Source organism: Cryptosporangium arvum DSM 44712 (assembly GCF_000585375.1).
Taxonomy (GTDB): Bacteria; Actinomycetota; Actinomycetes; order Mycobacteriales; family Cryptosporangiaceae; genus Cryptosporangium; species Cryptosporangium arvum.
In genome coordinates this window covers 6,641,699-6,668,228 of sequence record NZ_KK073874.1, presented here as the reverse complement: position 1 = coordinate 6,668,228, position 26,530 = coordinate 6,641,699, and the positions used below count along the sequence as shown (strand labels likewise).

Sequence of the window (26,530 nt, the reverse complement as noted above, 5' to 3'; positions counted from 1 at the left end):
CGATGGCTGACCGGGTGAGCCCAGAAGAGCTCCAGAAGCTGTTCCTGTTCGAGGCACTCGACGCCGATCAGCTGGCGTGGCTGTCCGAACACGGTGCCGTGGAGGAGCACGAGCCCGGCACCGTGTACGCCGAGGGCGACCCGGCGACCTGCTTCTTCGTCCTGCTCTCCGGGACGGTGAAGCTGAGCCGCACGGTCGGCGGTGCGCGGGTGGAGATCTCGCGCACCGACAAGGCCGGGTCCTACGCCGGTGCCTACCTGGCCTACCTGGGCGACCGGGTGCCGCAGCGGTACCTGCAGACGGTGAGCGCGCTGACCACGGCGCGGTTCTTCGTCCTCTCCGCCGAGGACTGGGCGACGGTCGTCTCCACCTGGTTCCCGATGACCGTCCACCTGCTGGAGGGCCTGTACTACGGCGGTCAGGCCAGCCAGGCGACGGTCGGCTCGCGGGAGAAGTTGCAGGCGCTCGGCTCGCTGACCGCGGGGCTCACCCACGAGCTCAACAACCCGGCGGCCGCGACCGCACGGGCGGCGTCGTTGCTGCGTGAGCGCGTGGCGAAGTCCCGCCACAAGCTCGCGGCGCTGGCCCGCGGCGACATCCCCCGCGAGCGGCTCGCGGTCCTCGTCGACCTGCAGGAAGACGCCGTCGAGCGGTGCGCGAAGGCGAAGGAACTCACCCCGGTCGAGACCAACGACCGCGAGGACGAGATGGGCGACTGGCTGGAGGAGCGGGACGTCCCGTTCGCCTGGGACCTGGCGCCGACGCTCGTGGCCGCCGGTATCGACGTCGACTGGCTCGACGACGCCGAGGGGCGGCTCGGCGGCAAACACCTGGACAGCGCGCTGCACTGGATCGGCTACACGCTCGAGACCGAGCAGCTGATGATGGAGATCTCGCAGGCGTCGGGACGCATCTCCGAGCTGGTCACCGCGGCCAAGCAGTACTCCCAGCTGGACCGGGCACCGCACCAGTGGATCGACGTCCACGAGGGCATCGACAGCACGCTGGTGATGCTCTCCGGCAAGATCAACAAGAAGGACATCACGGTCGTCAAGGAATACGACCGGACGCTCCCGCAGGTACCGGCCTACCCCGGCGAGCTCAACCAGGTCTGGACGAACCTCATCGTCAACGCGATCGCGGCGATGAACGGCAAGGGCACGCTGACGATCCGCACGAGCCTGCGCCGCCCGGAGGACCCCGACAGCCCGGTGCAGGTCGAGGTCTGCGACACCGGGTCCGGGGTTCCGGACGACATCAAGGAGCGGATCTTCGAGCCGTTCTTCACGACCAAGGGCGTCGGCGAGGGCACCGGGCTCGGGCTCGACATCTCGTGGCGGATCGTCGTGAACCGGCACGGCGGTGACTTGAGCGTGGAGAGCGTCCCGGGGGACACCCGCTTCATCGTGTGCCTGCCCCGGACCGAGCCGACGCGGGGCGCCGCGGTCTCCCAGTAACGCCCGAACGGTGGACGCCGATGACGCCGGCGTCCACCGAACAGGCCGGCCCCCCCGGGCCGGAACACCACCCCCCACCCACCGAGCCGGAGCGCCAACGGCCCCAGCTGTTGCTCCGGACCCGGTGTGGTGTGCTTGGAAACCTACGGTGACGAGGGGACTGCGCGTAACCGGGGGCGACCCCGGACTTTCCGGCCGCTCACCCTGGTTCGGTGCCGGTGCCCGGCGCGCGGAGATGCTGCTCCAGCACCCCGACCAACTCGACGATCCCCTCGAATTGCAGCTCGTCGACCGAATCCGGGCGCGCGACGCTGCCCTCGAGCCGTCCCTGCGGGGTTTGGCTTAGCTCAATGATGAGACGCATTCCGCCCCCCGTAGCTGCTACTGGCGAGACAGCGTAAAAAATCGGACCCCGCGTTGTCTTCCGGGGACGACCCTGGGGTTTGGGGTCACCAACCCTTGGTCATCCGGCCGCGGGCCGGGTCGCGAGCTCACGCAGCTCGAGCCGTCCGTCGACGCCGAGCTTCCGGTAGATCGCGGTGAGGTGACCCTCGACGGTCTTGACGCTCAGCGACAGCTCGGCGGCGATCTGCTTGTTGGTGCGGTTGGCGCCGATGAGCCCGGCGATGCCACGTTCGGTCGCGGTCAGCCCGGCGAACACCGCCTCCGGCGTCTCGATCGACAGCCCGAGCCCGCGGGCGGCCCCGGTGGCCTGGTCGACGTAGGCGGTGGCGCCGAGCGCGCGGGCCTGCAGCAACGCGGTACGCAGCGCGGCCACCGCCGGTGCCGGCCGGTCCAGTGCGGCCAGGCAGTGCGCGGTCAGCAGGTTGACCCGGGTCACCTCCAGGGGCAGCCCGACCTCGGTGGCGAGCGCCAGCGCTTCGGTGCACTCGGCCAGCGCCTCCTCGGCCCGGCCGCGGGCCAGCGCGATGCGGGCCCGCACTCGGGCGACCCCGAGCAGAGCCGAGCGGCGGTCGGGGCGCGCCAGCCGGGACAGGTAGGCGTCCAGGGCCTCGTCGGCGTCCTCCGGCCGGCCGAGCTGGGCCAGCGCGTCCGCGCGCAGCGGTCCGAACAGGTGGGTGCCCGGCTCCTGCGAGTCGTAGTGCTTCTCGATGTCGGTGGCCGCCGCGAGCAGGGCGACCGGGTCGTCCTTGGCCTGGGCGATCGCGGCGAACCCGCCGGCCGCGTAGGCCAGCCCGCTGCCGGCGCCGACCAGGTTGGCCCAGTGCGCGGCCGACCGCACGTGGGTCTCGGCCGCGGCCCACTCGGCGCGGGCCGCACGCGGATAGCTGGCCAGCGCGTGCAGGATCGCGAACTCCCAGATCCGGACGTTCTCCTCGGCGTCGCCGAGCGCGAGTTCGGAGTGCAGCGCGGCGTCGGCCAGTTCACCGCGCCGGTACTCGACCTCGGCGAGGAAGCCCAGCGCCTGCCCGATGCGGAGCGCCTCGCCGGCGGTGGCGCGGGCGACGGACTGGCGGAGGTCACGGTCGGCGTCGGCGAGGCGGTCGGTCCAGAGCGCGATCATGCCGCGGGCGCAGAGCGCGTCGAGCGCACCGGCCGCGCCGGGGGCGTCGGCGTCGACGAGCGTCTCGATCGCGTCCTCGGCCCGGCCGGAGAGCGTCAGTCCGATCGCGAGGGAGAAGCGGGTGTACGCGGCCACCCACGGTTCGGTGGCCGGAGCCCCGACGGCCTCCTCGCCGTACCGGATCATCTCCCGGTAGTCGAGGGTCAGGATCCCGATGATCGCGAGCTGCGCCGCGATCCGCGCGTGCAGGTCGCCGAGCGCGGGCGCCCCCGGTTCCGGCTCGGTGCCCGCCCGGACCGCGGCGAGGGCCGATTCCAGCTGGTCCTTCGCGCCGGTGATGCGGCCGGCCAGCAACAGCTGGTACCCGGCGACGTAGTCGCGCCAGGGGCCGGGCGCCGCGGCCAGCACGTCGATCTCGTAGTCCTGGGCGCCGGCGGCGTCACCGGCGACGATCAGCGCCTCGACGGTGGTGAGCACCCGGCCGGAGCGCACCGGCCCGCGGGGCGTCAGCTCCAGCGCGTGGCGGTACAGCGCGGCCGCCACGGTCAGGTCGCCGCGGCGCCACCGCTCCCGCGCGGCCCGCTCGGTGTCGTCGGCGAGCGCCTCGTCGGGACCACCGGCCGCCGCGGCCAGCCGGTGGTCCAGTGCGGCCGGGCCGCCCAGCCGGGCGGCCCGCCGGTGCAGCTCCTGGCGGTGGGCCAGCGCCCGGTCGTGGTAGAGCGACGAGCGGGTGAGCCGATCGGCGAACACGAACTCCAGCCCGCCGCTGTTCGGCACCTCGGCCACCAGCCCGACCTCGAGCGCCTCGGTGATCGCGCCGCTCAGCGCGGTGCCGGACAGCTCGGCCACCGCGGCGGCGTCGCTCAGCCGGAACCGCTCGCCCAGCACGGCCGCCGCCGACACGAGCTCGCGGGCGGGGGCCCGGCAGGTCGCCAGCTGGGAGGCGATCGTCGCGGAGATCGAGTGCGGGGCCGGCAGCGGGTTGTTGTCCGCGGCCAGCGTGCGCATCGAGAGCTGCGGGAGCAGGTGACGGACGTGTAAGGGGTTGCCGTCGGTGAGACGCCAGAGCCGGGACGCGGCGGCCGGCGAGAGCCCGGACCGGCCGGCCTGCGCGGCGAGCTGCATCAGCTCGTCGGGGGCGAGCCCGGCCAGCGGCAGCTCCACGCCGCGATCGGACTCCACCATCCGGCGCCAGCCGTCGGGCAGGCCGGGGTTGGGGCGCCCGTCCGGGATGCGCCGCACCGACCCGGCCGGGTGGTGGAGCACCACCACCATCACCGCGGCGGTGGTGAGCCGGCGGGCGGCGTACCGGATGGCCTCGATCGACGCCCGGTCGGCCCAGTGCGCGTCGTCGACGACGAGCAGGGTCGGCGCGGCGCGCTGCAGGTCGGCGGCGAGTGCCTCGCCCACGAACACCGGGTTGGCCTGCGGGTCGAGCGTGTGGATCGACTCGGCGGTGCCGGGCTCGGGCAGCCGGGAGACGACCTGACGCAGGACCTCCCACTGCAGGTCGACCTCGTTCTCGTCGGCGGACACCGAGATCGTGGTGACCCCGGGGCAGCCGCCGGCGAAGTGCTCGACCAGACGCGACTTGCCGGTGCCCGGGAACCCCGTGACGCTGACGACGCGCGGGCTGCCTGCGCGCGTCGAAGCCCACGCCTCGGCCAGGAGCGCCAGCTCCGGGGCGCGTCCCACGAACGAGCGTCTGGCGGTGTCCATCGTGCTCCCCGGGGCGCGACAACGACGGAGGTGGAGCCGAACCCAGCCAGCTTAGGAACCTGTATGGACGATGGCCAAACCGTCGAGGGTTACGCTCGCCGGTCCGGCCGAGTACGCCATAGCCAGATCAGTCCGAGTATCGGAAGGACGAGCGGGACGAACCCGTAGCCGCTGCCGTAATCCGACCAGACCGTCGCGTCCGGGAAATCCTCGGTGAGGAGGAGGCTGGCGGTGCCCACCGCGAGCACTCCGACGAGCTCGATCGAGCAGCACACCAGTGCGGCGCGCCACCACTGCCGGGCCAGCGCCACGGTGGCCGCGACGTACACCAGCGCGGCGAGCGCCGAGAGCAGGTACGCGATCGGGGCCTCGGAGAACTTCGTCGCGAGCTGGACCCCGGCCCGCGCGCCGGCCGCGAGCGCGAACAGCCCGTAGACGGCGACGAGGACGCGTCCGGGCCCGTGGGCGGTCTGCGGTTCAGGCACTCCACACCTGATTCATCCGCACCACGAGCACCGGGATCACCAGGCACGCCACCCCGACGACCGCGGTCGCCGAGCGGTTCTTCTCCGACCAGGCCCAGAAGTACCCGACCGGCAGGATGATCAGCGACGCGATCAGGTACCCGACGAACGTCGCCAGTTCGTCCGGCGTGCGGTCGGTGGCCAGCTTCACGAAGCCGACGACGGCCTGCACGACCAGCAGCGCTTCCAACGCGGCCACCCCGGCCAGCAGCGGCCGGTGTGGCGCTCTACCGCGGATGACCTCGATCAACGCCCACGCCGCCAGCAGCAGCGCCACGACCGTGACCGCGGTGGCCAGCCCGTCGACCACGTGCCCTCCCTGATCTCCGGGCTGAACCTACTACGCGGTGTCGTCAGCTCTTCGGCAGGCCCTGCGGGTTGACCTCGGATTTCGGCAGTGCCTCGTTGGTCAGCCCCCAGCGCTTCAGGACCTCGGCGTACTTGCCGTTCCTGATCACCTCGTCGAGGGCCGCGCTGTAGGCCTCGACCAGCCCGCTGCCCTTCTTCGTCATCGCGGCGATCTGCGCCGGGATCGTGCCGCCGCCGTTGACGTTGCCGACGATCTCGAACAGCGGGTTGGTCACCACGTGGTAGGCCAGCGTCGGGTTCGGGCCGAGGTACGCGTCCAGCCGGCCGGACTGCAGCGCGAGGAAGAAGTCCGCCGCCTTCTGGTAGTACTGGAACTTGACCGGCTTCTTTCCGGCCTTCGTGTTCTGCTCGTCCCAGCGGCGCAGCACCTCTTCCTGGTTGGTGCCCGGGCTCACGCCGATGGTCAGGCCCGCGACGTCCGCGGGGCCGGAGATCTTCAGCTTCTTCGACTTCAGCGCTTCGAACGCGAGCGTGTCGACGCGGTAGGTCGCGAAGTCGTAGATCTCCTTACGTTCCTCGGTGACCGTGATGTTCGAGAACCCGGCGTCGTACTGACCGGTCTTGATCGACAGGAACAGGTTCTCCCACGACGTGGTCTGCAGGTCGAGGTCGAGACCGAGCACGTCCGCGACGAGCTGCGCGATGTCGGGCTCGACCCCGATCACGGTCTTGTCGTCGGTGGCGCGGAACGACAGCGGCGGCGTGCCGTCGCCGGTGGTGCCCACGGTCAGGGTGCCCTCGGCGACGATCGCCGCCGGCAGCAGCTTCGCGATCGTGTCGACCTTCTCGGTCCGGACCCGCTTCTGGTCGGGGCCGATGTTGACGGCCGCCGCCGACGCCGACGGTTCACCGGCTCCGGCCGAGGCGTCGGACCCGCCGCACGCGGTGAGCGCGAGCAGCGGCAGCGCCAGCACGACGGCGAGTATTCGGGCACGGGACATGGAGGTCTCCTTGCGACGGGGGTGGGGGACGGACTCAGAGGACCTTGGCGAGGAAGGCCTTCGTGCGCTCGTGGCGGGGCGCGCCGAGGACCTCCGACGGCGGCCCCTGCTCGACGATCCGCCCGTCGTCCATGAAGACGACGGTGTCGGCGACCTCGCGGGCGAACCCGATCTCGTGGCTGACCACGATCATCGTGGTGCCGCTGCGGGCCAGGTCGCGCATCACGTCGAGCACCTCGCCGACCAGCTCGGGGTCGAGCGCGGAGGTCGGCTCGTCGAAGAGCACCAGCCGCGGCTGCAGGGCCAGCGCGCGGGCGATCGCGACCCGCTGCTGCTGCCCGCCGGAGAGCTGGCGCGGGTAGGCGTCGGCCTTGTCGCCGACGCCGACGCGCTCGAGCAGGGACCGGGCCAGCGGCAGCACGTCCCGGCGGGGCCGCCCCTGGGACGCGACCGGCGCGTAGGCGACGTTCTCCAACGCGGTGAGGTGCGGGAACAGGTTGAAACTCTGGAACACGAACCCGATCTGGGTGCGCTGCTTCAGGATCTCCCGCTCCTTGAGCTCGTGCAGCTTCAGCCCGGCCCGCCGATAGCCGACGAGTTCGCCGCCGACGCTGACGTACCCGCGGTCGACCTTCTCCAGGTGGTTGATGCTGCGCAGCAGCGTCGACTTCCCGGAGCCGGAGGGCCCGAGCACGACGGCGACCTCGCCGGTACGCACGTCGAGGTCGACACCCTTCAGGACCTCGAGCGCGCCGTAGCTCTTGTGGACCCCGCGGACGCGCACCATCACCTCGTCGTTCACCGGGCACCGCCGGAGAGGAACTCGCCCTGTTCGCGGCGACGGCGGGCCCGGGCCCGGACCTCGGCGACCGAACGCCGGACCCGCTGCAGCGGCGTCGGGGGCAGCGCGCGGGCCGAGCCCCGGGCGTAGTACCGCTCGACGTAGTACTGGACGATCGTGAGCACCGTGGTGAGCACCAGGTACCAGACCGTGGCGACGAGCAGCAGCGGGATCACCCGGCCGTTGCGTGTGTAGACGACCTGCACCTGGTAGAAGAGCTCGGGCAACGCCATGATGTAGACCACCGACGTGCCTTTGACCATGCCGACGATCTCGTTGCCGGCGGTCGGGATGATCGTCCGCATCGCCTGGGGCAGGATGATCCGCCACACCTGGCGGCTGCGTGGGATGCCCAGCGCGGCCGCGGCTTCGAGCTGCCCGGCGTCGACGGACAGGAACCCCGAACGGACGATCTCGGCCGAGTACGCGGCCTGGTGCAGCGCGAGCCCCAGTGCGGCCGCGGCCACCGGCGGGATCAGCTCCATCGTGCCGACGCCGAAGAACGACGGTCCGAACGGGACGCCGAAGCGGATCTCGTTGTAGAGGATCGCGAGGTTGTACCAGAACAGCAGCTGCAGGATCAGCGGCACCGACCGGAACACCCAGATGTACGTCCAGCTCACCGCCTGCAGCAGGGGGCTGCGTGAGATCCGCATCAGCGCGAGCACGGTGCCGAGGAGGAACCCGATCCCGACGCCGAGCAGCGTCAGCACGACGGTGAGCCGGACGGCTTCGAGGATCGAGGCGTTGAGGACGAACTCGCCGACCGTCGGCCAATCCCAGGCGGGGTTGGTGATCAGCGCGTTGATCGCCATCGCGAGGAGGACCGCGACGATCGCCGTGGCCACCCAGCGCCACGGATGCCGGGCCGGGACGACCCGGAGCGCGCTGATCTCGTCGATCGGCGCGGGCTTTGTCGGTGCTGGCGCGCTCATGGGCGGGACCGTACGGGAGTTTCTCCAATCTCGTCAATACCTACCGGATAGATGGGGATAGCGAGGTTCTTGCGGAACGCCAGCGGGCCCACCGACTCGGGATCTGCGGCCGTGTCGAAGCCCGGCGTGTAGCCCGCGGCCAGGTAGAGCGCCCGCGCCTCGGGCTGCCGGGGGCCGGTCGTGAGGTAGACGTGCCGGTAGCCGAGTTCCCCGGCCACCCGCTCCAGTTCCGCGACGACACGCCGGGCCAGCCCGCGGCGCCGGTGATCGGTGTGGGTCCAGATGCGCTTGAGCTCGGCGGTGTCCTCGTCGTAGCGCCGGAACGCGCCGCCGGCGATCGGTTTGCCGTGCTCGCGCAGGACGAGCAGCGTCCCGTGGGGAGGGTCGAACTCGCCGTCCGGCAGCGCGTAGAGATCGTGGCGATGGCCGTACCGGGCCGCGTACTCCTCGGTGAGCTCGGCGAACATCGGGACGACGTCGGGGTCGGTGAGCGGTACCCTCCGCACTTCGATCGCGGTGGTGGCCCGCGCGGTGCGGCGGGGCGGCACCGCGGCGAGCAGATCGAGCACCCGTCGCGCGGCCGCGTCGTTCTCGCCCCGGGGCCCGGCCGGGCCCGGCAGCGGACCGAACGCGAACCGCCGCGGATGGGCCCGGCCGGTGCGGTCGAGCAGCGCGCCGGTGCCGCTCCAACCGGCCAGTTCGCCCCGGGCGGCCAGCGCGCGCAGCAGCGCGTCGTCGCTCCGGCGGGGCTCGCCGGTTCCGATGTCCGGTTCGACCAGCGTGCGGACGGCGGTGCCGTCGTCGAGAACGAAGGCCCTCCGGCCGACGTCGAGCCGCACGGTGTGGCCGGAGGTGAGCACGCCGGCGCGGGTCAGGGCGGCGCGGCGGTGGGGCCACGCGTCGCCGGGGCGGGGCTCGTCGGTCCATGGTGGATGCTCGGGCGGCAGTAGCCGGAGGCGTGGTTCGAGGCCGGTCGGGTGGTACTCGCCGTCGGCGTAACGGCCGCCGCGCCCGAGCGTCAGCAGCGCGACCAGGTCGCCGGTGAGCGTCCCGGCGTCCCGTACGGCGACGTCGGTGCCGGCGGGCACCTGGTCGAGCGCGGCCGGGTCGCCGGCGCGCGGCCGCTCGTACCGCAGTCCGAAGCGGTCGGCGAAGCGCGCCCGGGCGCGCTGGTCGGGGGTCGGGAGCGAGCCCGGCCGGCCCTGCGTGAGCAGGACGACGTCGGCGGGCAGCACGCTGCCGGTGTCGAGCACGACCCCCCGCTCGTCCAGGTCCACCGCGGACGCCCGGTAGGTCCGCACCGCCACGCGCGGGGGAGCGAGCCGGACCGTGCGCCAGAACGCCCAGGTCAGGTAGTCGCCGACGAGCGCGCGGGCCAGTGGCTCCCCGGGCTGCGGGGTCCGTACCCGGGGATTGGCGGCGGCCCACGCCCGGACGGCCGGACCGTCCACGAGCGGGAACGTGTCGTCGAGGCTCCACACCTCGGGCTGGTCGGCGCGCCAGAGTCGCCCGCTGCCGAACGGGAACGGGTCGACGACGTCCAGTTGCAGATCGCGTCCGGGTAACCGGGCGGGGGCGAGAGCGGTGAGGCGCTCGAGCAGACCGGTTCCCCGGGGTCCGGCGCCGACGAGGACGACTCGCGTCAAGGACATGCCGTCACCCTATCCCTATTGAATCGATAGGAATTGTTGCTACCGTGAGGACATGGCAGTTTCCCTGAGTTTCGGTGTCCGCTTGTCCGTCGGTCGCACCGGTCGGCCGCAGCTCTCGCCCTCGGTCGATCGTGACGCCGCCGTGGCCCAGGCCCGCCGGCTCACCGCTCTCGCCGACATCCTCGGCCTCGACTACGTGTTCAGCGGTGGTGACGCCGGGTTGTCCAGCGAGACCACGCTGGCCCTGCTCGGGGCCGCGCGGCGGCTCACGGTCGTCGCGCCGATCTCGGTGGCGGCCTGGCACCCGGCGCTGCTCGCCCGCTTCGGCGCGGTCGCGGCGCGGGTCTCCGGCGGGCGGTTCGCGATCGACCTGCGCAGCGGGCCGCACCCCGACGACCGCCGCGCGGAGGAGTTCGCGCGGATCGTCCGCGGGTTGTGGCGCGGGGAGTCGGTCGACGTGGACGGTCGGCACTTCCGCGCGCGTGGGCTGCGGCCGAGCGTGCGGCCCGGCGTCGCGCCGGAGATTGTGGTCTCCGGCGGCTGGCGTGCCGCCCAGCCGCTCGCCGCCCGCATCGGCGACTGGTTCCTCCACCCCGGATCGGCCCGGACCGAGGTCCCGGCCCAGGTCGCCGCGTTGGAAGGCGCGGCGGCCGCCGTCGGCCGCGAGGTCGGCTTCGGCGTCACGGTCCCGCTCGACCTCGGCGCCGCCGGTCGAGGAGCGGTGGATCTCGACGAGGTCGCGGAGCGTCTGGCGGACTACGGGCGGTCGGGGGCCGGGCTGATCGTGCTCGAACCGGCCGATCCGGAAGTGGAGTTGCCGGTGTTCGCCCAGGAGATCGTTCCCCGGGTGCGCGCACTCGAACGGGCCAGGGCGCTCGTCGCGGCCGGGTGACCGGAGCGACCGGAGCGACCGGTGGGATGTCCGGATTGGACGGTTCCGGCCGACGCGCCGGAGATGGGTGGACACGCCAGGGATAGGTATTGATTCCCGGGGACGGGGTAACCAGGTCCCGAACGCGGCGCCGGGCCGCAGCCGTTGCCGGGAGGCGGAATGTTCATCGTCCTGTTATTGGTGGCCCTCGCCGCCGTGGTCGGCGCCATGCTCACCGCACTGCCCCGCATGGAAGGCCGGTTGGCCGAAGACCTCGGACCGGCGCCGGCCGAAGCCCCGGCATCGACCGGTACGCCCTGATAGCCCGTTTCGTACCCCCGTGCGCCGAGGTTGAGAATTTACCGAGGGTAATCTGAGCAGGATGAACATGCCGACCAGATCGCTGGGGGCCTCCGGGCTGACCGTGAGCCGGCTCGCGCTCGGTTCGTGGCGAACGTTCGAGCGAATCCCGCGCGACGCGGGAGTCGCGGTGCTCCAGGCCGCCCGCGAAGCGGGGATCACGTTCCTGGACGACGCCCGGTACGACGACGAGACCGGGTCCGCGCCGCTCCCGACCGGGTATTCCGAGATCGTGTTCGGTGAGGTGTTCCGCGCGTCCGGGTGGGACCGGGACGACGTGGTCATCGCGAACAAACTCTGGTGGGAGTTCTGGCCCGAGCAGGACGCCGCAGCCGAACTCGACGCCTCGCTGCGGCGGATGGGGCTCGATCACGTGGACGTGATCTACGCCGAGTCGCTCCCGGCCGGGCTGCCGCTCGACGCGGCGATGGAGCAGATCGGCGGGCTGATCGAGGTCGGCAAGGCCCGCGCCTGGGGCGTCCTGAACTGGACCGCCGACCAGGTGCTGGAGGCGGCGCAGATCGCCGACATGGCCCGGAGCCCCGCCCCGGCCGCCGCCCAGCTGCCGTACAGCCTCGTGCAGCGGGACGTCGTCGAGGACGACCAGCTCATCCGGGCGCTCAACGCCGCGAACACCGCCGTCGTCGCCTCCTACGCGCTGGCCGGCGGCGTGCTCACCGGTAAGTACGGTGAGGCCGGGGCGCCGGCCGGGCGCCATCCGGAGGCGGCCGGGGATCCCCGCTGGGCCGACGCGGTGGCCGCCGGGCGTGAGGTCGCGGCGCTGGCCGCTGAGCTCGAGGTCGCACCAGCCGCGTTGGCGCTGGCGTTCCCGCTGCTCAACCCGGCGGTGGCCGCGGTGCTGTTCGGCGCGACCCGGCCCGACCAGATCCAGGCCGACGTCGCCGCGCTCGAGCTCGCGGAGAGCCTCGACGAGGACACCGCGGCTCGGCTCCGGGCGATCGGAGCGCCGCACGACGTCGAAGTTACTGCCGGGTAGAAGGCCTCCGCCGATCGGTGGAGCCCGCCTCGTCGGCCGGGCCGACGTGACCTGGTCGACGAAAAATTCCCGGAACGACTTCTCATCCACCTCTTCGGGGTGCCGACACCTCTGTTGCAACGACCGGATCGCTGGCACGGATGCCGAAGGCCGGTTTGCCCCGAGGAGGTTCTGATGTCCGTAGGCACCGTAGGCGCGGTTTCGTTATCGAGTCTGTTCGCCCCGGCCCGGTCGACGGGCAACAGCGCACGCGTTGACGAGGCGAACCGAGCCGTCAAGGCTGACCAGCAGCAGGTCGAGGAGCGCAAGGCCGATGCCGAGAAGAAGGCTATGGCTGCGCAGCAGGCGACGTCCGAACTGAAAGCGGCGAGAGCAGCCGTGGCGAAGGACCAGGCCGAACTCAATCAGGCCAAGTCCCGCGTCCAGTTCGACGTCTACACCTGACGCGGTGCCGGCGGGAGTCCGCTCCCGCCGGCGCCGACCACCACCCGACCCTGTTCCGAGGAGCCTCGAATGTCCAGCTTTGCCATCGGCAGCGTCTCCGACCCCCGTCCCGCCGCCTACGCCTTAGTCCGCAGTGCGATGGAGGGCCAGGGCGACCAGGCCGCCATCGCGCAGAAGCAGAAAAGTGACGCGGTGCGCGCCATCGCGGAGGCGGGCGCACAGCAGCGGGTCGCGGCACAGGAAGCGCGGGAGGCCGAGGCCGCCCGCCAGCACGCCGCGCTCGTCCAGGCCACGACCGGTACGACGTTGAACGTCTACGCCTGAGACCGCAGTTCCCATCCCGGGCCGGTAGCGCTGGGCAGAGCGCCGCACCAGCCGGGAGCGGCCGGGGGTGAATCCATCACCCCCGGCCGCTCGGCTTTTGTCGCATCTGCGTTAAGTGTCGGTGTGTTCCGCCGCGAACTCGCGTTCCCGTTGGTTCAATACGCTCCATGCGCCGGACGCGACGGCTGGTCCCAGTACTCGCCTCGGTGCTGGCCGGTGCCGTACTGGGAAGCGGGCTGATCACCGCCTGCGAGTCCGGCGACGCGCCCGACGACACCGCGCGCAGCGCCGCCGCCCCGCTCGCGCCGGCGAGCCCCGGCGCGGCGAACCCCCGGCCCAGCGGGCCGCCGAGCCCCGGCACCGGCACGGCCGGGCCCGACGCCGCCCGCTCGAAGTGGCTCGGACGGCGGCTCCGCGACATCGTCGACGCGCAGGATTTCGACGGTGTCGTGCACACGAAGACCGGGCAGCGCCCGCCCGCGGTGCCCAACGTCGACGTGGCCGTCATCGAGCTCGACGACGCCGGCCGCCCGGTCGCGGCCGCGAACACGCTGCTCTCCCAGGACTACCCGAACGGCGTCGCCGTGCCGGTCACCCGCGACCTGGCCGCGCCGGGCGTGCGCTGGACGCACTGGAGCAACGACATCTGGGCCGCGAAGGGGTCGGCCGAGCCGATCCTGTCCGGGCGCGGCGGCGCGCCGCTGGAGTTCATGGCGCCGTACCCGGCATCGGTGTTCAAGCTGATGGTCGCGTTCGGCGTCGGCCGGCTGCATGACCGGGGCGGCGTCGAGTTCGACGAGGTGTACGACTACAAGCCGCGTAAGGCCAGCTGCCCCGAGGGGGCCAAGCCCGGCACGCACCGGGTGTCCGAATGGCTCGACGCGATGCTCACGTACTCGAGCAACAGCGCCACTTGTGCGCTGCTGATGATGATGCACCAGCGCGACGGCGTCGATCCGCTGAACGCGACGCTGCGCTCGCTCGGGCTGACGACCCTCCGGGTCGTCGACACCGACGCGGCCGACGGCGGCGGCTGGTCGTTCGACGGTCTGACGATGACCGCGCTGGACACCGCCCGGCTGCTCCTGCTGTTCACCGAGGCGCCCGGGACGCTGTGGACCACCCCGAAAGGCGCGCCGGTGACGATCGGCACGCTCAGCCGCGAGTCCCGCGCGGTCATCCACCGCGACCTCACCGAGCAGGGCCTCAACCAGGCGCTCTCCACCGCGAACTGGTGCGGGCGGGACTACCCGGCGCGGGGCATCCCGCAGTCCGTGCCGAGCCGCTGGGTCGATCCGGAGACCGGCGAGGTCGAGGTCGAGGACCGCAGGTACGGCGGGGACGTCCGGCGGTGCGCCGCCGACGCCGAGGTGGAGTTCGCCCACAAGACCGGCCTGGTGCCGAGCGCCGGCGCGGACGCCGGGATCGTCACCGCGCTGCCGGGTCGTGCGCCCCGGCGGTACGTCGTGTCGGTGTTCTCCAACCTCGGCTGCACGTGGGTGGACTTCGTCGGCGCGTACGGCGGTGCCTGCCGCTACACCCAGAAGCTCGCGACGCTCGGCGCCGAGATCGACGCGCTGATGACCAAGACCGCCGGCCGCCCCACGGCCGAGCTCAGGTGACCGGGATCCACACCCGCATCGGCCCCGGCGACCGGTTCGCCCAGAGGTGGTACGGCACCGCGGTGAGCTCGACGTCCACCTCCGCCGCCGCGGGCGCCGCGCCGTAGAGCGGTGTCGCGTCCGACGGGCGGTGGTGCCCGCCCACCCGGAGGACGACCGGCGCGATCTGGTCCGCCGCCCCGGCCACCACCTCCACCGGCGCCGCGGCGTCCACCCGGACGTCGTCGATCAGGACGTCGGTGGGCAGGTCGGCCTGTTCGAGGCAGTAGACGAGCGGACCGCGCAGCAGCGCGGCGCACCCGCGGACCGCGTCGACGCGGGGATGGGCGGCGACGAAACGCGGCGGCATCGGCAGGTCCAGCCGGACGGTGTCGCCGGGCTGCCAGGCGCGGGTGACCTCGGCGTACCCCCCGGGGACCGGTTCGCCGTCGAGCGTCGCCGACGAGCACCAGCCCGGGATCCGCAGCGCGAGCGTCCAGGTCGCACCGGGCTGCGACGGGCTGACGGTGATCGTCACCCGGCCGTCCCAGGGGTAGTCGGTGCTCACGACGAGTTCTCCGTGCGTCGTTCCGAGGTGGCCCTGGGCGTACAGGTGCAGTTGCACACCCGCGTCGGTGGTGGTGGCCACGTGGCACTGGAGCGACGCGACCAGCCGGGCCAGGTTCGGCGGGCAGCACGCGCAGGAGTACCAGCTCAGCCGCTGCGACGGCGCGTCCTCGTGGGAGCCGTCGTGGCCGGTGCGCAGCTGCAGCGGGTTGGAGTAGAAGAAGTGGCGTCCGTCGAGCGCGGTCGAGCCCGCGACGCCGTTGTAGAGCACGCGCTCGAGTTCGTCGGCGTACCGGTGACCGCCGGTGGCCAGCAGCATCCGCCAGTTCCAGGAGAAGCTGGCGATCGCCGCGCACGTCTCGGCGTAGGCGCGGTCGGGCGGCAGTTCGTACGGGTCGCCGAACGCCTCGTCCCGGTGCCGGGATCCGTGCGCGCCGGTCAGGTACGTCTTCGTCTCGAACGCCGACTCCCACAGCCGGGTCGCGGCCTTCAGCAGGGAGGCGTCCCCGGTCTCGACGGCGACGTCGACGACGCCGGCCAGCAGGTACAGCTGCCGGACGGCGTGGCCGGTGACCTCGTCGGCATCGCGTACCGGCTCGTGGTCCTGGTAGTACCGGGCGCCGAACTTGGGTTCGTCGCCGAGCAGGCCGCGGCCACGCAGATCGACGAAGCGGGCCGCCAGGTCCAGATAGGGCCGGTGGCCGGTGACCCGGTAGAGCTCGACGAGCGCGGTCTCGATCTCGGGGTGCCCGCAGACGCCCTCGACCGCGCTGAACCGGGTCACCAGCAGGTCGGCGAACCGCCGGGCCAGCGGCAGCAACCGCTCACCGACCCCGGCCCGCGCGGCCGCCACCGCGGCCTGGATCAGGTGCCCGGCGCAGTACAGCTCGTGGCTCCACACCAGCTCGGCCCACTGCTCGTCGCGGTGGTCGGTCTGGAAGTACGAGTTGAGGTACCCATCGTCGTCCTGGGCGTTCTCGAGCAGCGCGACCGTCTCGTCGAGGAACGCCCGCAGCCGGGGGTCCGGCCGGCGGCCCAGCTCCCAGGCCGCGCCCTCCAGCGTCTTGTAGACGTCGGAGTCGGCGAACCACATGCCCTGGAACGCCCCGTCGGTCGTGCCCACGCGGCGCAGGTTGGCGAGGTTGCCCGCGCTCTCCAGCTGCTCGGCGCAGTGGGGGAGCGTCTGTTCGGCATTGCGTTCCTGCCACGCGCCGAGCAGCCCCTCCGGGTCCAGCGTGACGGCGTCGAGGCCCAGCGGGTGCAGCGAGCCGGTGGTCGGTGCGGCGGGTCCGTTCATTGGCGATCCCTTCAGCCTTTGAGTGCGCCGGCGCTGAAGCCGCTGACGTAGTAGCGCTGGAGCAGCAGGAAGACCGCGACGCACGGCAGCGCCGCGGTCACCACCCCCGCCTGCAGCGCACCGAAGTCGATCGAGCCCAGGTTCCCGGACTGCAGGTTGTACAGCGCGACCGGCAACGTGAACTTGCTGCCGTCGGTGAGGAAGATCAGCGGAGCCACGAACTCGTTCCAGGACGCGAGGAACGAGAACAGCGCGACGGTCACCATGCCCGGCGCGACCCCGTGCAGCAGCACCCGGCGCAGCGCGCCGCCGATCGAGCACCCGTCGATGAGCGCGGCCTCCTCCAGTTCGGACGGCAGGGCCTCGAACGAGTTGCGCATCATGAATAGGCCGAACGGGAGCTGGAACATCACCAGCACCAGGCCGAGCCCGATCAGCGAGTTCTGCAGCCCGAACCAGCCGAGCACGATGTAGAGCGGGATCAGGATCGTGGTGTAGGGCACCATCAGGATCGCCAGCGTCAGCAGGAACAACAGGTTCTTGCCACGGAACGACAGCCGCGCGACCGCGTACCCGCCGAGCGTGGTGATCACGACGGTCAGCGTCACCGTCACCAGCGCGACCACCGTGGTGTTCAGCACGTACGAGCCGATCCCGTCGCCGTAGCCGACCATCCGCTCGTAGTTCGCGACGCCCCAGCCGTCCTGCCCGTCCGCGGCCCGGACGCCGTGCAGCGACTGGTAGACCGTCCAGATCATCGGCAACAGGAACAGGATTCCGAGCGCCGTGGACGTCGAGTAGTAGCCGGCCCGCCTCATGACGCGTCCTTCCGCCGCAGCAGCCGCAGCTGCGCTCCGTTGATCAGGATCAGCACCAGCAGCAGCGCCACCGACACCGCCGCCGCGCGTCCGAGGTCCTGGGAGAGGAACGCCTCCCGGTAGATGTCGACCGCCAGCGTCGTCGTGTCGTGGCGACCCCCGGTCAGGATGAAGAACTGCTCGAACGCCAGCAGCGAGCCGGTCACCGAGAGGACGAGCATCAGCGCGAGCGTCGGGCGCAGCAGCGGCAGCGTGACGTGGCGCATCGTCTGCCAGCGGGTGGCGCCGTCGGTGCGTGCGGCCTCGTACAGCGTCGGGCTGATGCCCTGCAGGCCGGTCAGCAGGATCAGCATGTAGAAACCGGCGAAGCGCCAGGTGATCATTCCGACCGTGGACAGCAGCGCGCTGTCGTTCGTCCCGAGCCAGTCGACCGGGCCGACGCCGATCGAGTCGAGCAGGGTGTTCAGCGGCGAGTCCCCGGTGTTGTAGAGCCCGTAGAACAGCAGGCTCGCCGACCCGAGGCCGACCGCGGCCGGCAGGAAGTAGATCGTGCGGAAGAACCCGACGCCGGGCCGGGCCTCCTGCACGAGCAACGCCATCCCGAACGCGACCAGGCTCAGCACGACGGTCGTGACCACCGTGTACTTCACCGTGAACCGGAGCGCACGCACGAACAGCGGGTCGGAGAGCGCCCGGTAGTTCTCCACGCCGTTGGGCGCCGACGCGCCGAGCAGCGGCCAGTGGTTGAACGACATCCAGACCATGAGCCCGAGCGGCAGGAGGAACAACAGGACGACGACCGCGGCCATCGGCGCCGAGTAGAGCCAGCCCAGCCGCTGGCGGCGGCGGGCGAGCCCGGAGGTCGGCCGCCCGGGCGCGGCGGTCCGGGTCCCGCCCGTGGCCGGGCGGGACGGGAGCACGGAAACCACGGTCAGCCGCCCGAGGCCAGCGACTCGGTGATGCTCGGATTGTGCTTCTTCAGCGCGTCGGCCGAACTCCCGGTGCCGAACACCGCGTCGATGATCGTCGCGGTCCAGGGGCCGTTGGGGTCGTTGTAGGTCTTGCCGAAGTTCACCGAGATCGGTGTCCGGCCCTTGCCCGCGAGGTCGTTGAACACCTTCAGCCGCGGGTCCTGCCGGGCGTACGTGTTGTCGGCCAGGTCGCTGCGCACGGTGATGTTCTTGTTCTTCGCGATGACCTCGACCTGCGCCTGCTCCGACAGCGTCCAGGAGATGAAGTCCCAGGCCTGCGCGGCCTTCGTGCTGTTGGAGCTGATGCCGACCACGTCGCCGCCGACGAACGAGCTCTCGCCGCCGGTGAGGCCGGGGATCGGCGCGACGCCGATCTCGAGGCCGGGGCCCTCCGTGAACGTCTGCAGCGCGGTGGCGCCGAGCGGCTGGATGCCGATCTTGCCCTCGCCGAACGCCTGCACCCAGGTCGGGCCGCCCTCGTTCTTGACCGCCTTGGGAACCAGCCCCTCGGCGTACATCTTCCGGTAGAGCGCGTAGATCTTCGCCGCGGCCGGGTTGTCCACGGTGGACGCGGTGCCCTCCTCGTTGAGGACGGTGTCACCGGAGGCCCAGATCATCGGCCAGGTCGTGAACAGCGTGCAGCCCGGGCAGGCGCCGCCGAAGAAGTAGCCGTCGACGCCCCCGCCGAGCGCGTCGATCTTCTTCGCGTCCCGGTAGAGCTCGTCGAGTGTCGTCGGGGGCTTCTCGGGGTCGAGGCCGGCTTTCCGGAACAGCACCTTGTTGTAGAAGACCGCGGACAGGTCGATGTCGTGCGGAACGCCGTAGATCTTGTTCTCGTACGTCGCGGTCTTCATGTGTGCCGGGGCCAGCGTGTTCCGGAACGACAGCGTCCCGACGCGCTTCGTGAGGTCCTGGAAGACGCCCTTCGAGGCGTAGTTCGGCGCGTAGACGACGTCGGTGGCCAGGATGTCGGGCAGCCGCTCGGCGCCGCTCGCCGACCCGACCTTCTGCTGGTAGGTGTCGGCCGGGATCACGGTCAGCTCGACCTGGTTGCGGTGCGACTTGTTGTACGCGTCGATGAGCGTCTGGGTGAACGCGGCCGTCGGTGAGCGGGTCCACATCGTGATCGTGGCGCCGTCGTCCTTCGCGCTGGTGTCGGACGAGGAGGTGGTGTCACCGGCGCTCTGACACGCGGCGCTGAACAGCAGGGCGAGTGCGGCGACGCTGGTGAGCAGTAATCGGCGGGGCTGGCCCATCGTGCCTCCTTGGACGTGGGGCCGGGCGTGTGAGCGTTAACATTCGGAAACTCGGAAACCGATTGCCGAAACCATAGGGACGGTCCTCTCGGCGTGTCAACGGCATGAAGTAGCCTCTTGGCGGGATCGCCCGAGCCCGGCGGAGGAAACGCGTGCGGAAAATTGATCGACTCGTGACGATTCGGGACGTCGCGGCGGCGGCCGGGGTCTCGGTGGGTACGGCGTCCAAAGCGCTCAACGACCGCGGCACGCTCCGGGCGGAAACCCGGCAGCGGGTGCGTGACGCCGCCGACCGGCTCGGCTTCGAGGCCAACGCGGTGGCCCGGACGCTGAAGGTCGGCCGCACCTACACGGTCGGGATGATCACCACCGACAGCATCGGGCGGTTCAGCATCCCGCTGATGCTCGGCGCCGAGGACGCACTCGGCGCCGGCCAGATGTCCGTGCTGCTGTGCGACGCGCGCGACGACCCGATCCGCGAGCAGTACTACCTGCGGACGTTGCTGACCCGGCGCGTCGACGGGATCGTGGTCACCGGTCGGCGGGCCCAGGCCCGGCCGCCGCTCGCCCCGGACCTGCCGGTGCCCGTGGTGTACGCGTTCGTGAGCTCGACCGACCCGGCGGACTGCTCGGTGGTGCCGGACGAGGCCGGCGGGGCGGGCAGAGCGATCGAGCACCTGCGTGCGATCGGGCGGCGCCGGATCGTGCACGTCACCGGGCCGGAGCACCACTCGTCAGCGCGGGTCCGGGCGTCCGCGGCGGAGACGGCGCTGGTCCGGCCGCCGCTCTTCGGCGAGTGGAGCGAGGCGTGGGGACGTCAGGCCGGCGCGATGCTGCTCGCGGAGGGCACGGCGTTCGACGCCGTGTTCGCCGGGAGCGACCAGATCGCCCGCGGGGTCGTCGACACGCTGCGGACCGCCGGGCGGCGGGTGCCCGAGGACGTCGCGGTGATCGGCTTCGACAACTGGGACACCATGGTGACCGCGAGCCAACCGCCGCTGAGCAGCGTCGACATGGATCTGGACGGGTTGGGGCGCGCGGCGGCGAACCTGCTGCTGGCCGCGATCAACGGGGAGCCGGCGCCGGGCCGGCACGTGCGGCCGTGCCGGCTGGTGCTGCGTGAATCAACCGCTATCGCCGGACCGGTGCGCGAGGGCTGAGCGGCGCAGCTGGAGCAGGTCCCAGCCCGGCCGGCCGTCCGCCGTGCGGGTGTACTGGTCGAGCAGGATGCGGGCCCGGTCGTACCCGAGCCGGGCCCGGCCGGTGTAGGGGCAGAGCTCCGACCGGGCCGGGCGCCGGGCCGGTGGCGGGCGCCGCTCGGAGAGGAACAGCGGGCCGCGCGAGCGCCCCTCGATCAGCCGGGGGAGCAGGAACGCGGTGCCCTCACCCCAGTGCAGGCTGCCGGCGCGGCGCCGGCGCAGGTCGAGGTGCTCGATGTTGAGGGCCAGCACATCGGACACCCGCCCGCCCGACTCGTAGAGCAGGCGCCACAGCGCCCGCTCGCGCACCGGGAGCTCGGGGCGGGCGAGGAGTTCCTCGATGACCTCCCGGGCCAGGACGGCGGCCGGCTCGCTCTCGTCCGGCCGTCGTTCGACCTCGTCGGAGAGCGTGGGCGCGTCCTGGCCGAGCGCGCGGCACCAGGCCAGCCACCCCGAGACGGCCGACCGGTTGCGGTTCCAGGTCGCGGCGGCCGCGCTGCCCCAGAGACCGCGGATCGCGACCGTGAGCTCTTCCTCGCCGATCTCGGTGAGCGGGCGGTGGCCACCGAGGAAGCCGGCCAGCCGGTCGAGCACGCTGCGGTACGCGCGGTTGGTGTTCTCGTTCGCGAGCTGCGGTGACGACAGATATGACTCGACGGCCGAATCGACGGTGACGCCATCGGTCATCACCGATCACCGCCGTCTCAGATGTACCGGATAACGTGTTGGGTGTGAACCCCGCGATTTCGAGGCCACAGCGAGTATCCTACGCGAGATGTACCGGATAACGGATGACACCGAGCGGAGGCCGGCAGTGGGTTCAGCCGCGTGGTCGGAGGATGCATCCGGCGTGAACGGCAGCCCTCGGTTCACGCTGCCGGAGGAACGCCCCGGCGCGGTCGCGGTCGAGGCCGATCCGGGGCGGGTGTCGATCCGGCTGTCCGGCGCGGTCGACGCCGTGCTGGCGCCGCGCCTGGACGGTGTGGTGGCCGACGTCGTCGCCGCTCAACCGGCCGACGTCCGGCTCGACCTGGCCGACGTCGACTTCCTCGGTTCGCACGGCATGGCGTTCCTGGTCCGGGTCCAGCACGCGGTGCGGGCGGCCGGCCGGGCCGCGGCGATCGACGCGGCCTCGCGTCCCGCGCGGATCGCGCTACGCGTCGCCGGCCTGGAGCACTACCTGTAAGGTGGCGTTGCCCCCGTGAAAGGTTGAACCGCACCCCCATGTCGGCCGACTCGCCGCCCGCCCCGGTCGCCCAGGCCCCGGTCGACCGCAGCGGTTACCTGTACTGGGTCTTCAAAGCCCTGCTCACGCTCCCGATGACGCTCTACTTCCGGCCGCGCGTCGAGGGCATCGAGCACGTGCCCACCCGGGGTCCGGTGATCCTGGCCTGCAATCACGTGTCGTACCTGGACTGGCTGTTCCTGCCGCTGGTCGTGCGCTGGCGCCGGATCAGCTTCCTGGCCAAGCACGAGTACTTCACCGAGCCCGGGGTCCGCGGCCGCTGGAAGCGGTACTTCTTCACCGCGACCGGACAGGTGCCCGTCATCCGGGGCGGGGCCTCCGCCGGTGACGCCGCGTTGAACACCGCGGTGCGGCTGCTGCGCGAGGACCGGGTCGTCGGCATCTTCCCGGAGGGCACCCGCACCCGCGACGGTCGTCTCTACCGCGGCCGCACCGGGCTGGCCCGGATCGCGGCCGCGAGCGGCGCGCCGGTCGTTCCGTGCGGCACGGTCGGCGTGTTCGAGCTGGCCCCGCCCGGGGCGAAGTTCCCCCGCCCGGGGCGGGTGACGATCAGGTTCGCCCCGCCGATGGACTGGGGCACCGAGGAGCCCGACCGGGAGACGCTGCGCCGGCGCACCGACGAGCTGATGGCCGTGATCCAGTCGCTCTCCGGCCAGGAGTACACCGGAGTGGACGCTCAGCTGCCCGGCCGGGACTCATAGCTGGGAGGCGCCGCCGTCCACGGCGAGCTCGGCGCCGGTCGTGAACGTCGCGTCGAACGCCAGGAACAGCACCGCCCTGGTGATCTCGTCCTCCTCGCCGAACCGGCCCATCGGGTTGTCGGCGACCATCTGCGCCTTCGTCGGCGCGACCAGGTCCGGCGGTAGCTGCCGGTCCAGGATGCCGGTGTCGATCGGGCCCGGGCTCACCGCGTTGACCCGGATCCCGCGCGGCAGCAGCTCGCGCCCGAGGCTGCGTGCCATCGAGCGCAGCGCCGCCTTCGTCGCGGCGTACGCGCTGACCATCGGGTAGCCGACGACGTTGACCACCGAGGTGGTCAGCACCACCCCGCTTCCCGGGTTCAGCAGCGGCGCCAACCGTTGCACGGTGAAGTACGGGCCCTTGGCGTTGATCGCGAACACCTCGTCGTAGCCGCGCTCGGTGGTCGCCTCGAACGGCGCGAAGTGCGTGACGCCGGCGTTCACGAACAGCGCGTCGATCGTGCCGAACTCGGTCTTGACCCGGTCGGCCAGCGCGTCGATGTCGGTGAGCGACGCCGCGTCGCTCCGGACGGCGACCGCACCGGCACCCAGTCGTTCCACCGCGGCGTCGAGCGTCGCCCCGGTGCGCCCGGTGATCAGGACGCGCGCGCCGCCGTCCACGAGCGCCGCCGCCGTCGTGCGGCCGAACCCGCTGCTGCCGCCGATGACGACGACGTTCTTTCCCTCGTACGTGCCCATGTCGGACGTCCTCCCTCGCCTACGTGCTGCCGAGTCAACGCCCGCCGGCCCGGGACCGTCCAAGACCCGTTGCGCAACCCGTCTTGCCGCCCGGGCATGGCGGTAGATTCGATGAGGTGCCCGACATCGATCTCGATCTGCGACTCGTGCGGTATTTCACGGTCGTCGCACGGCATCAGAACTTCGCGAGGGCGGCGGCCGAGCTGCACGTCGCGCAGCCGGCGCTGAGCCGCCAGATCCAGCGTCTGGAGCAGCGCCTCGGGGCCCGGCTGTTCGACCGCACGCCGCACGGTTCACGCCTGACCGACGCGGGGCGGGCGTTCCTCCCGCAGGCGGACGCGCTGCTGCGCTCGGCGGCCAGGGCGGCGCGCGCGGCGCGGGCCTCGGTGCGCACGCTCACCGTCGGCACGATCGAGAGCATCGTCGTGACGCCCGCGGTGCGTGACCTGCGTGGCCGCCATCCGGAGGCCCGGGTCGCGATCCGTCACCTGAACTGGTGCGACGCGCATCCCGCTCTGCTCGACGGGAGCGTCGACGTCCTGGTCGGGCGGATCCCGTTCCCGTTCCCCATCGGCGATCTGCGGGTGTCCGTGCTCTACGAGGAGCCGTCCGTGCTCGTCGTCCCGGTGTTCCACCGGCTGGCCGGCCGGACGTCGGTCACCCCGGCCGACTACGCGGACGAGCCGCTGCTCCCGTGCCCGGTCACCTCGATGCCCGCGAACACGTTCTGGCGCCTCGAGCCGGGGCGTACCGGCCCCGACACCCCGCCGCGGATCGACGGCTGGGAGACCAAACTCGAGCGGGTCGCGGACGGGGAGGCGGTGGCGATCCGCCCGGCCGGCGATCGGCGCAGCACGCTGCGGGAAGACCTGGTCACGATCCCGATCGAGGGTCTCGACCCGTTCCAGGTCGTCGTCGCCGCGCGCGTCGGGGACCGCGAGCCGCTCGTCGACGCCTTCACCGAGTCGGCCCGCGAGCACCTGAACCGCGCCGGACACGGGGTCCTATTCTGAGCCGATGCGTGCGTCAGCGTTCCGCCGGTTGGCGCGGTTCCTCGATCCGACGCCGTCCGCGGCGGTCGCCCCGGTAACACCGGAGCCCGGCCGGCCGGCCGAGCACGCGGTCGTCGACTGCGGCCGGTACGTCGACGGCGTCCGCAAGCCGGGGCGGATCCCGCTGCGCGACACCCCGCGGGCACTGCGTGAGCGGCACGGCTTCGTCTGGATCGGGCTCCGCGACCCCACCGCGGAGCAGTTCGAGGAGGTCGCGGAGCGGTTCGCGCTGCCGCCGCTCGCGGTCGCCGACGCCGTCCGCGCGCACCAGCGGCCGAAGCTGGAGCAGTACGGCGAGATCCTGTTCGCGATCGTCAAACCCGTCCGCTACGTCGACGCCGACGAGGTCGTGGACGTCGCCGAGCTCGCGCTGTTCGTCGGGCCGCGGTTCGTGGTGATCGTCCGGCACGGCGAGACCGACGTGCCGGCGCGCGCCCGGGCGCTGGCCGACGGCGATCCGGAGGTCAGCCGGCACGGCCCGATCGGCGTGCTGCACCGGATCATGGACCTGGCCGTCGACGGCTACACCGACGCGATCGACGGCATCGACGAGAACATCGACGACATCGAGTCGCAGGTGTTCGGCGGCGACGAGCACGACCACGCCGAGCGCATCTACAAGCTCAAGCGTGAGGTGCTGGAGTTCCGCCGCGCGGTGAAGCCGCTGGCCGGTGCGGTGGTGAAACTGTCAGACACCTCCGACGCCCCGCTGCGGCCCTACTTCCGCGACGTGCACGACCACCTCATGCGGGTCGCCGACGCGATCGACAACTACGACAGCCTGCTCACCGACGTCCTGCAGGCCGACCTGGCGCAGGTCAGCGTCCGGCAGAACCGCACCGCGATGCGTCAGAACGAGGACATGCGCCGGATCTCGGCCTGGGCGGCGATCGCGCTGCTGCCGACCGCGGTGGCCGGGCTCTACGGCATGAACTTCGAGCGGATCCCCGGTGCGAGCTCGCCGTACGGGTTCTGGATGGTGCTGGGCGTGCTGGCCGCGCTGTGCGTCGTGCTCTGGGCCCTATTTCGACGCAACGACTGGCTCTAGCGTCCCCGGCATCGGGAGTTCGGCGGTGCGGTCCGAGCGGTTCGGGAGCGCGTTCGTGATCAGTACGGCGAGCGTGCCGAGCCCGGCGTAGAGCGCGAGCACGAGCAGCGGGTGCCCCAGCGGCGCGTCCGGGAAGTACAGGCTGTCCCGGACGTACTGGGTGCCGGCGCCGGTCGGCAGCGCCTGCCCGAGGTGCTGGCCCCAGGTCGGCAGGAACTCCGGCGGGATGCTCGCACCCGAGATCACGGTGCCGATCGTGAAGTAGAGGAACCCGGCGGCGGCGCCGGCCGGGCCGATCAGCGCGACCAGCCCGGCCGTCGAGCCGGTGATCGCCAGCGACACCAGGCCGAAGCCCCAGTAGAGGGTGGCGTGGTCGGCGTCCGCGCCGACGCCGAACCAGCTCATCGACCAGAGCACGATCGCCGCCGACGCCAGCGCGTAGACGACGAGCGTCGTCACGTGCCCCACGCCGCGCCGCCAGGACCGCCGGGCCCGCGGGATCAGGCGCCCGAGCCCGAGCGAGGCCACCGTGCCGCCGAGCGCGAGCGCCTGCACGAGCATGCCGAGCGACCCGCCGTTGCGGTCGTCGGCGGGCAGCGGCACGACGTCGGTGACGGTGCCCGGGGTGGTGAGGACCCGCACGGTCTGGAGCGGCACCGGCGTCCCGAGCGTCGCGACGACGGCGGCGGTCCGCTTCTGCAGGACGGCGGTGAACGTGGTCTTCAGGACGTTCGCCGCGGACGGTCCGGCCGCGGTGGCGAGGTAGAGGTGAGGGGTGGCTCCGGAGACGTCGAGGCCGCCGTAGACCTCGCGGCGTCTCGTCGCCCGTTCGAGTTCGGCGGCGGTGTCGAACCGGGTCACCCGGTAGCTGCCGGTGGCGTTGAGCTCGGTGTGCAGTTCACGCGCCTGGGCGTCGGAGGCGATCAGGCCGACCGGGAGGTGGTGCGGCTTCGGCGCGTGTGCCATGCCGAGGTAGTAGCTGGTGAGCAGGAGCTGCACGAGCACCCCGATGGTGGCCACCGTCGCCGCGATGCGGCGGAATTGCCGGGCCGAGGTGATCGGTGTGCTCATAAATCA

Annotated in this window: 27 protein-coding genes; 12 read left to right on the top strand and 15 right to left on the bottom strand. The window is 72.1% G+C overall.

The genetic code is table 11. From position 1 onward, the window contains the following. Nucleotides 1-2: 2 nt before the first annotated feature. Nucleotides 3-1,457, top strand: coding sequence for an ATP-binding protein (locus tag CRYAR_RS30570; RefSeq protein WP_035856764.1), 1,455 nt, complete (start codon nucleotides 3-5; stop codon nucleotides 1,455-1,457). 199 nt (nucleotides 1,458-1,656) lie between these two features. On the opposite strand, the gene CRYAR_RS47640 is transcribed toward CRYAR_RS30570, so the two are convergent. From CRYAR_RS47640 to CRYAR_RS51355, 8 genes are all read right to left on the bottom strand, one after another. Continuing rightward, nucleotides 1,657-1,821, bottom strand: coding sequence for a hypothetical protein (locus tag CRYAR_RS47640; protein ID WP_157018188.1), 165 nt, complete (start codon nucleotides 1,819-1,821; stop codon nucleotides 1,657-1,659). 99 nt (nucleotides 1,822-1,920) lie between these two features. After that, nucleotides 1,921-4,701 (bottom strand): ATP-binding protein, encoded by a 2,781-nt coding sequence (locus tag CRYAR_RS30565; RefSeq protein ID WP_035856763.1) that lies wholly within the window; start codon nucleotides 4,699-4,701, stop codon nucleotides 1,921-1,923. Between the two features lie 89 nt (nucleotides 4,702-4,790). Next, nucleotides 4,791-5,186, bottom strand: a complete 396-nt coding sequence (locus CRYAR_RS30560; protein ID WP_035856762.1) for a hypothetical protein — start codon at nucleotides 5,184-5,186, stop codon at nucleotides 4,791-4,793. Then, nucleotides 5,179-5,535: a hypothetical protein gene (locus CRYAR_RS30555; protein WP_035856761.1), complete on the bottom strand. Its 357-nt coding sequence runs from the start codon at nucleotides 5,533-5,535 to the stop codon at nucleotides 5,179-5,181. The genes CRYAR_RS30560 and CRYAR_RS30555 overlap by 8 nt, the downstream gene beginning before the upstream one ends. A 43-nt stretch (nucleotides 5,536-5,578) precedes the next feature. Continuing rightward, complete coding sequence (locus CRYAR_RS30550; RefSeq protein ID WP_035856760.1) at nucleotides 5,579-6,535, bottom strand: ABC transporter substrate-binding protein; 957 nt, start codon at nucleotides 6,533-6,535, stop codon at nucleotides 5,579-5,581. Nucleotides 6,536-6,569: 34 nt separating this feature from the next. Continuing rightward, nucleotides 6,570-7,322 (bottom strand): amino acid ABC transporter ATP-binding protein, encoded by a 753-nt coding sequence (locus CRYAR_RS30545; RefSeq protein WP_035868203.1) that lies wholly within the window; start codon nucleotides 7,320-7,322, stop codon nucleotides 6,570-6,572. Between the two features lie 11 nt (nucleotides 7,323-7,333). Continuing rightward, on the bottom strand, nucleotides 7,334-8,311 hold the full coding sequence (locus CRYAR_RS30540) for an amino acid ABC transporter permease (RefSeq protein WP_035856759.1): 978 nt from the start codon (nucleotides 8,309-8,311) through the stop codon (nucleotides 7,334-7,336). Next, nucleotides 8,308-9,963, bottom strand: a complete 1,656-nt coding sequence (locus CRYAR_RS51355; protein WP_084701134.1) for a GNAT family N-acetyltransferase — start codon at nucleotides 9,961-9,963, stop codon at nucleotides 8,308-8,310. Before CRYAR_RS51355 ends, CRYAR_RS30540 begins: the two co-directional genes overlap by 4 nt. Nucleotides 9,964-10,015: 52 nt before the next feature. On the opposite strand from CRYAR_RS51355, the gene CRYAR_RS30530 reads away from it, so the two are divergent. The 6 genes from CRYAR_RS30530 to CRYAR_RS30510 all read left to right on the top strand — a co-directional run bounded on the left by CRYAR_RS30530 (nucleotide 10,016) and on the right by CRYAR_RS30510 (nucleotide 14,581). Continuing rightward, nucleotides 10,016-10,855 carry an LLM class flavin-dependent oxidoreductase gene (locus CRYAR_RS30530; RefSeq protein WP_084701133.1) on the top strand — a complete coding sequence of 280 codons (840 nt, stop codon included), beginning with the start codon at nucleotides 10,016-10,018 and terminating at the stop codon, nucleotides 10,853-10,855. 159 nt (nucleotides 10,856-11,014) lie between these two features. Beyond that, entirely contained in the window at nucleotides 11,015-11,155 is a 141-nt protein-coding gene (locus CRYAR_RS47635) for a hypothetical protein (RefSeq protein WP_157018186.1), read from the top strand. Between the two features lie 67 nt (nucleotides 11,156-11,222). Further along, nucleotides 11,223-12,191 (top strand): aldo/keto reductase, encoded by a 969-nt coding sequence (locus tag CRYAR_RS30525; RefSeq protein WP_169745098.1) that lies wholly within the window; start codon nucleotides 11,223-11,225, stop codon nucleotides 12,189-12,191. Between the two features lie 174 nt (nucleotides 12,192-12,365). Beyond that, nucleotides 12,366-12,635: a hypothetical protein gene (locus CRYAR_RS30520; protein WP_035856756.1), complete on the top strand. Its 270-nt coding sequence runs from the start codon at nucleotides 12,366-12,368 to the stop codon at nucleotides 12,633-12,635. A gap of 69 nt (nucleotides 12,636-12,704) precedes the next feature. After that, nucleotides 12,705-12,959, top strand: a complete 255-nt coding sequence (locus CRYAR_RS30515) for a hypothetical protein (RefSeq protein WP_035856755.1) — start codon at nucleotides 12,705-12,707, stop codon at nucleotides 12,957-12,959. Between the two features lie 167 nt (nucleotides 12,960-13,126). Next, complete coding sequence (locus CRYAR_RS30510) at nucleotides 13,127-14,581, top strand: serine hydrolase (protein ID WP_157018184.1); 1,455 nt, start codon at nucleotides 13,127-13,129, stop codon at nucleotides 14,579-14,581. Here CRYAR_RS30510 and CRYAR_RS30505 read toward each other — a convergent pair. The 4 genes from CRYAR_RS30505 to CRYAR_RS30490 are packed head-to-tail and all read right to left on the bottom strand — an operon-like array spanning nucleotide 14,574 to nucleotide 19,469. Then, the gene (locus CRYAR_RS30505; RefSeq protein WP_035856754.1) at nucleotides 14,574-16,424 is read right to left on the bottom strand and encodes a glycoside hydrolase family 127 protein; all 1,851 of its coding nucleotides are present in this window, start codon (nucleotides 16,422-16,424) and stop codon (nucleotides 14,574-14,576) included. The genes CRYAR_RS30510 and CRYAR_RS30505 overlap by 8 nt on opposite strands. Nucleotides 16,425-16,435: 11 nt before the next feature. Continuing rightward, entirely contained in the window at nucleotides 16,436-17,242 is an 807-nt protein-coding gene (locus CRYAR_RS30500; protein WP_035856753.1) for a carbohydrate ABC transporter permease, read from the bottom strand. After that, nucleotides 17,239-18,171, bottom strand: a complete 933-nt coding sequence (locus tag CRYAR_RS30495; protein ID WP_035856752.1) for a carbohydrate ABC transporter permease — start codon at nucleotides 18,169-18,171, stop codon at nucleotides 17,239-17,241. Before CRYAR_RS30495 ends, CRYAR_RS30500 begins: the two co-directional genes overlap by 4 nt. Before the next feature lie 2 nt (nucleotides 18,172-18,173). Then, entirely contained in the window at nucleotides 18,174-19,469 is a 1,296-nt protein-coding gene (locus CRYAR_RS30490; RefSeq protein WP_035856751.1) for an ABC transporter substrate-binding protein, read from the bottom strand. Nucleotides 19,470-19,642: 173 nt separating this feature from the next. Between CRYAR_RS30490 and CRYAR_RS30485 the strand changes: the two genes are divergently transcribed. Continuing rightward, nucleotides 19,643-20,629: a LacI family DNA-binding transcriptional regulator gene (locus CRYAR_RS30485; RefSeq protein ID WP_211247715.1), complete on the top strand. Its 987-nt coding sequence runs from the start codon at nucleotides 19,643-19,645 to the stop codon at nucleotides 20,627-20,629. Here CRYAR_RS30485 and CRYAR_RS30480 read toward each other — a convergent pair. Next, nucleotides 20,594-21,355, bottom strand: a complete 762-nt coding sequence (locus CRYAR_RS30480; RefSeq protein ID WP_035868191.1) for a tyrosine-type recombinase/integrase — start codon at nucleotides 21,353-21,355, stop codon at nucleotides 20,594-20,596. The genes CRYAR_RS30485 and CRYAR_RS30480 overlap by 36 nt on opposite strands. Before the next feature lie 163 nt (nucleotides 21,356-21,518). On the opposite strand from CRYAR_RS30480, the gene CRYAR_RS30475 reads away from it, so the two are divergent. Together CRYAR_RS30475 and CRYAR_RS30470 are read left to right on the top strand one after the other, a co-directional pair. Then, nucleotides 21,519-21,854, top strand: a complete 336-nt coding sequence (locus CRYAR_RS30475) for an STAS domain-containing protein (RefSeq protein WP_051571141.1) — start codon at nucleotides 21,519-21,521, stop codon at nucleotides 21,852-21,854. Nucleotides 21,855-21,892: 38 nt separating this feature from the next. Next, entirely contained in the window at nucleotides 21,893-22,615 is a 723-nt protein-coding gene (locus CRYAR_RS30470) for a lysophospholipid acyltransferase family protein (RefSeq protein WP_051571140.1), read from the top strand. Here CRYAR_RS30470 and CRYAR_RS30465 read toward each other — a convergent pair. Then, nucleotides 22,610-23,353: an SDR family oxidoreductase gene (locus tag CRYAR_RS30465; RefSeq protein ID WP_035856749.1), complete on the bottom strand. Its 744-nt coding sequence runs from the start codon at nucleotides 23,351-23,353 to the stop codon at nucleotides 22,610-22,612. The two genes, CRYAR_RS30470 and CRYAR_RS30465, sit on opposite strands and share 6 nt — an antisense overlap. A 116-nt stretch (nucleotides 23,354-23,469) precedes the next feature. Between CRYAR_RS30465 and CRYAR_RS50390 the strand changes: the two genes are divergently transcribed. Both CRYAR_RS50390 and CRYAR_RS30455 read left to right on the top strand, forming a co-directional pair. Beyond that, complete coding sequence (locus CRYAR_RS50390) at nucleotides 23,470-24,366, top strand: LysR family transcriptional regulator (RefSeq protein ID WP_035856748.1); 897 nt, start codon at nucleotides 23,470-23,472, stop codon at nucleotides 24,364-24,366. 4 nt (nucleotides 24,367-24,370) lie between these two features. Continuing rightward, on the top strand, nucleotides 24,371-25,453 hold the full coding sequence (locus CRYAR_RS30455; protein ID WP_084701129.1) for a magnesium and cobalt transport protein CorA: 1,083 nt from the start codon (nucleotides 24,371-24,373) through the stop codon (nucleotides 25,451-25,453). On the opposite strand, the gene CRYAR_RS30450 is transcribed toward CRYAR_RS30455, so the two are convergent. Next, on the bottom strand, nucleotides 25,427-26,524 hold the full coding sequence (locus CRYAR_RS30450; RefSeq protein ID WP_035856746.1) for an ABC transporter permease: 1,098 nt from the start codon (nucleotides 26,522-26,524) through the stop codon (nucleotides 25,427-25,429). The two genes, CRYAR_RS30455 and CRYAR_RS30450, sit on opposite strands and share 27 nt — an antisense overlap. Nucleotides 26,525-26,530: the final 6 nt, after the last annotated feature.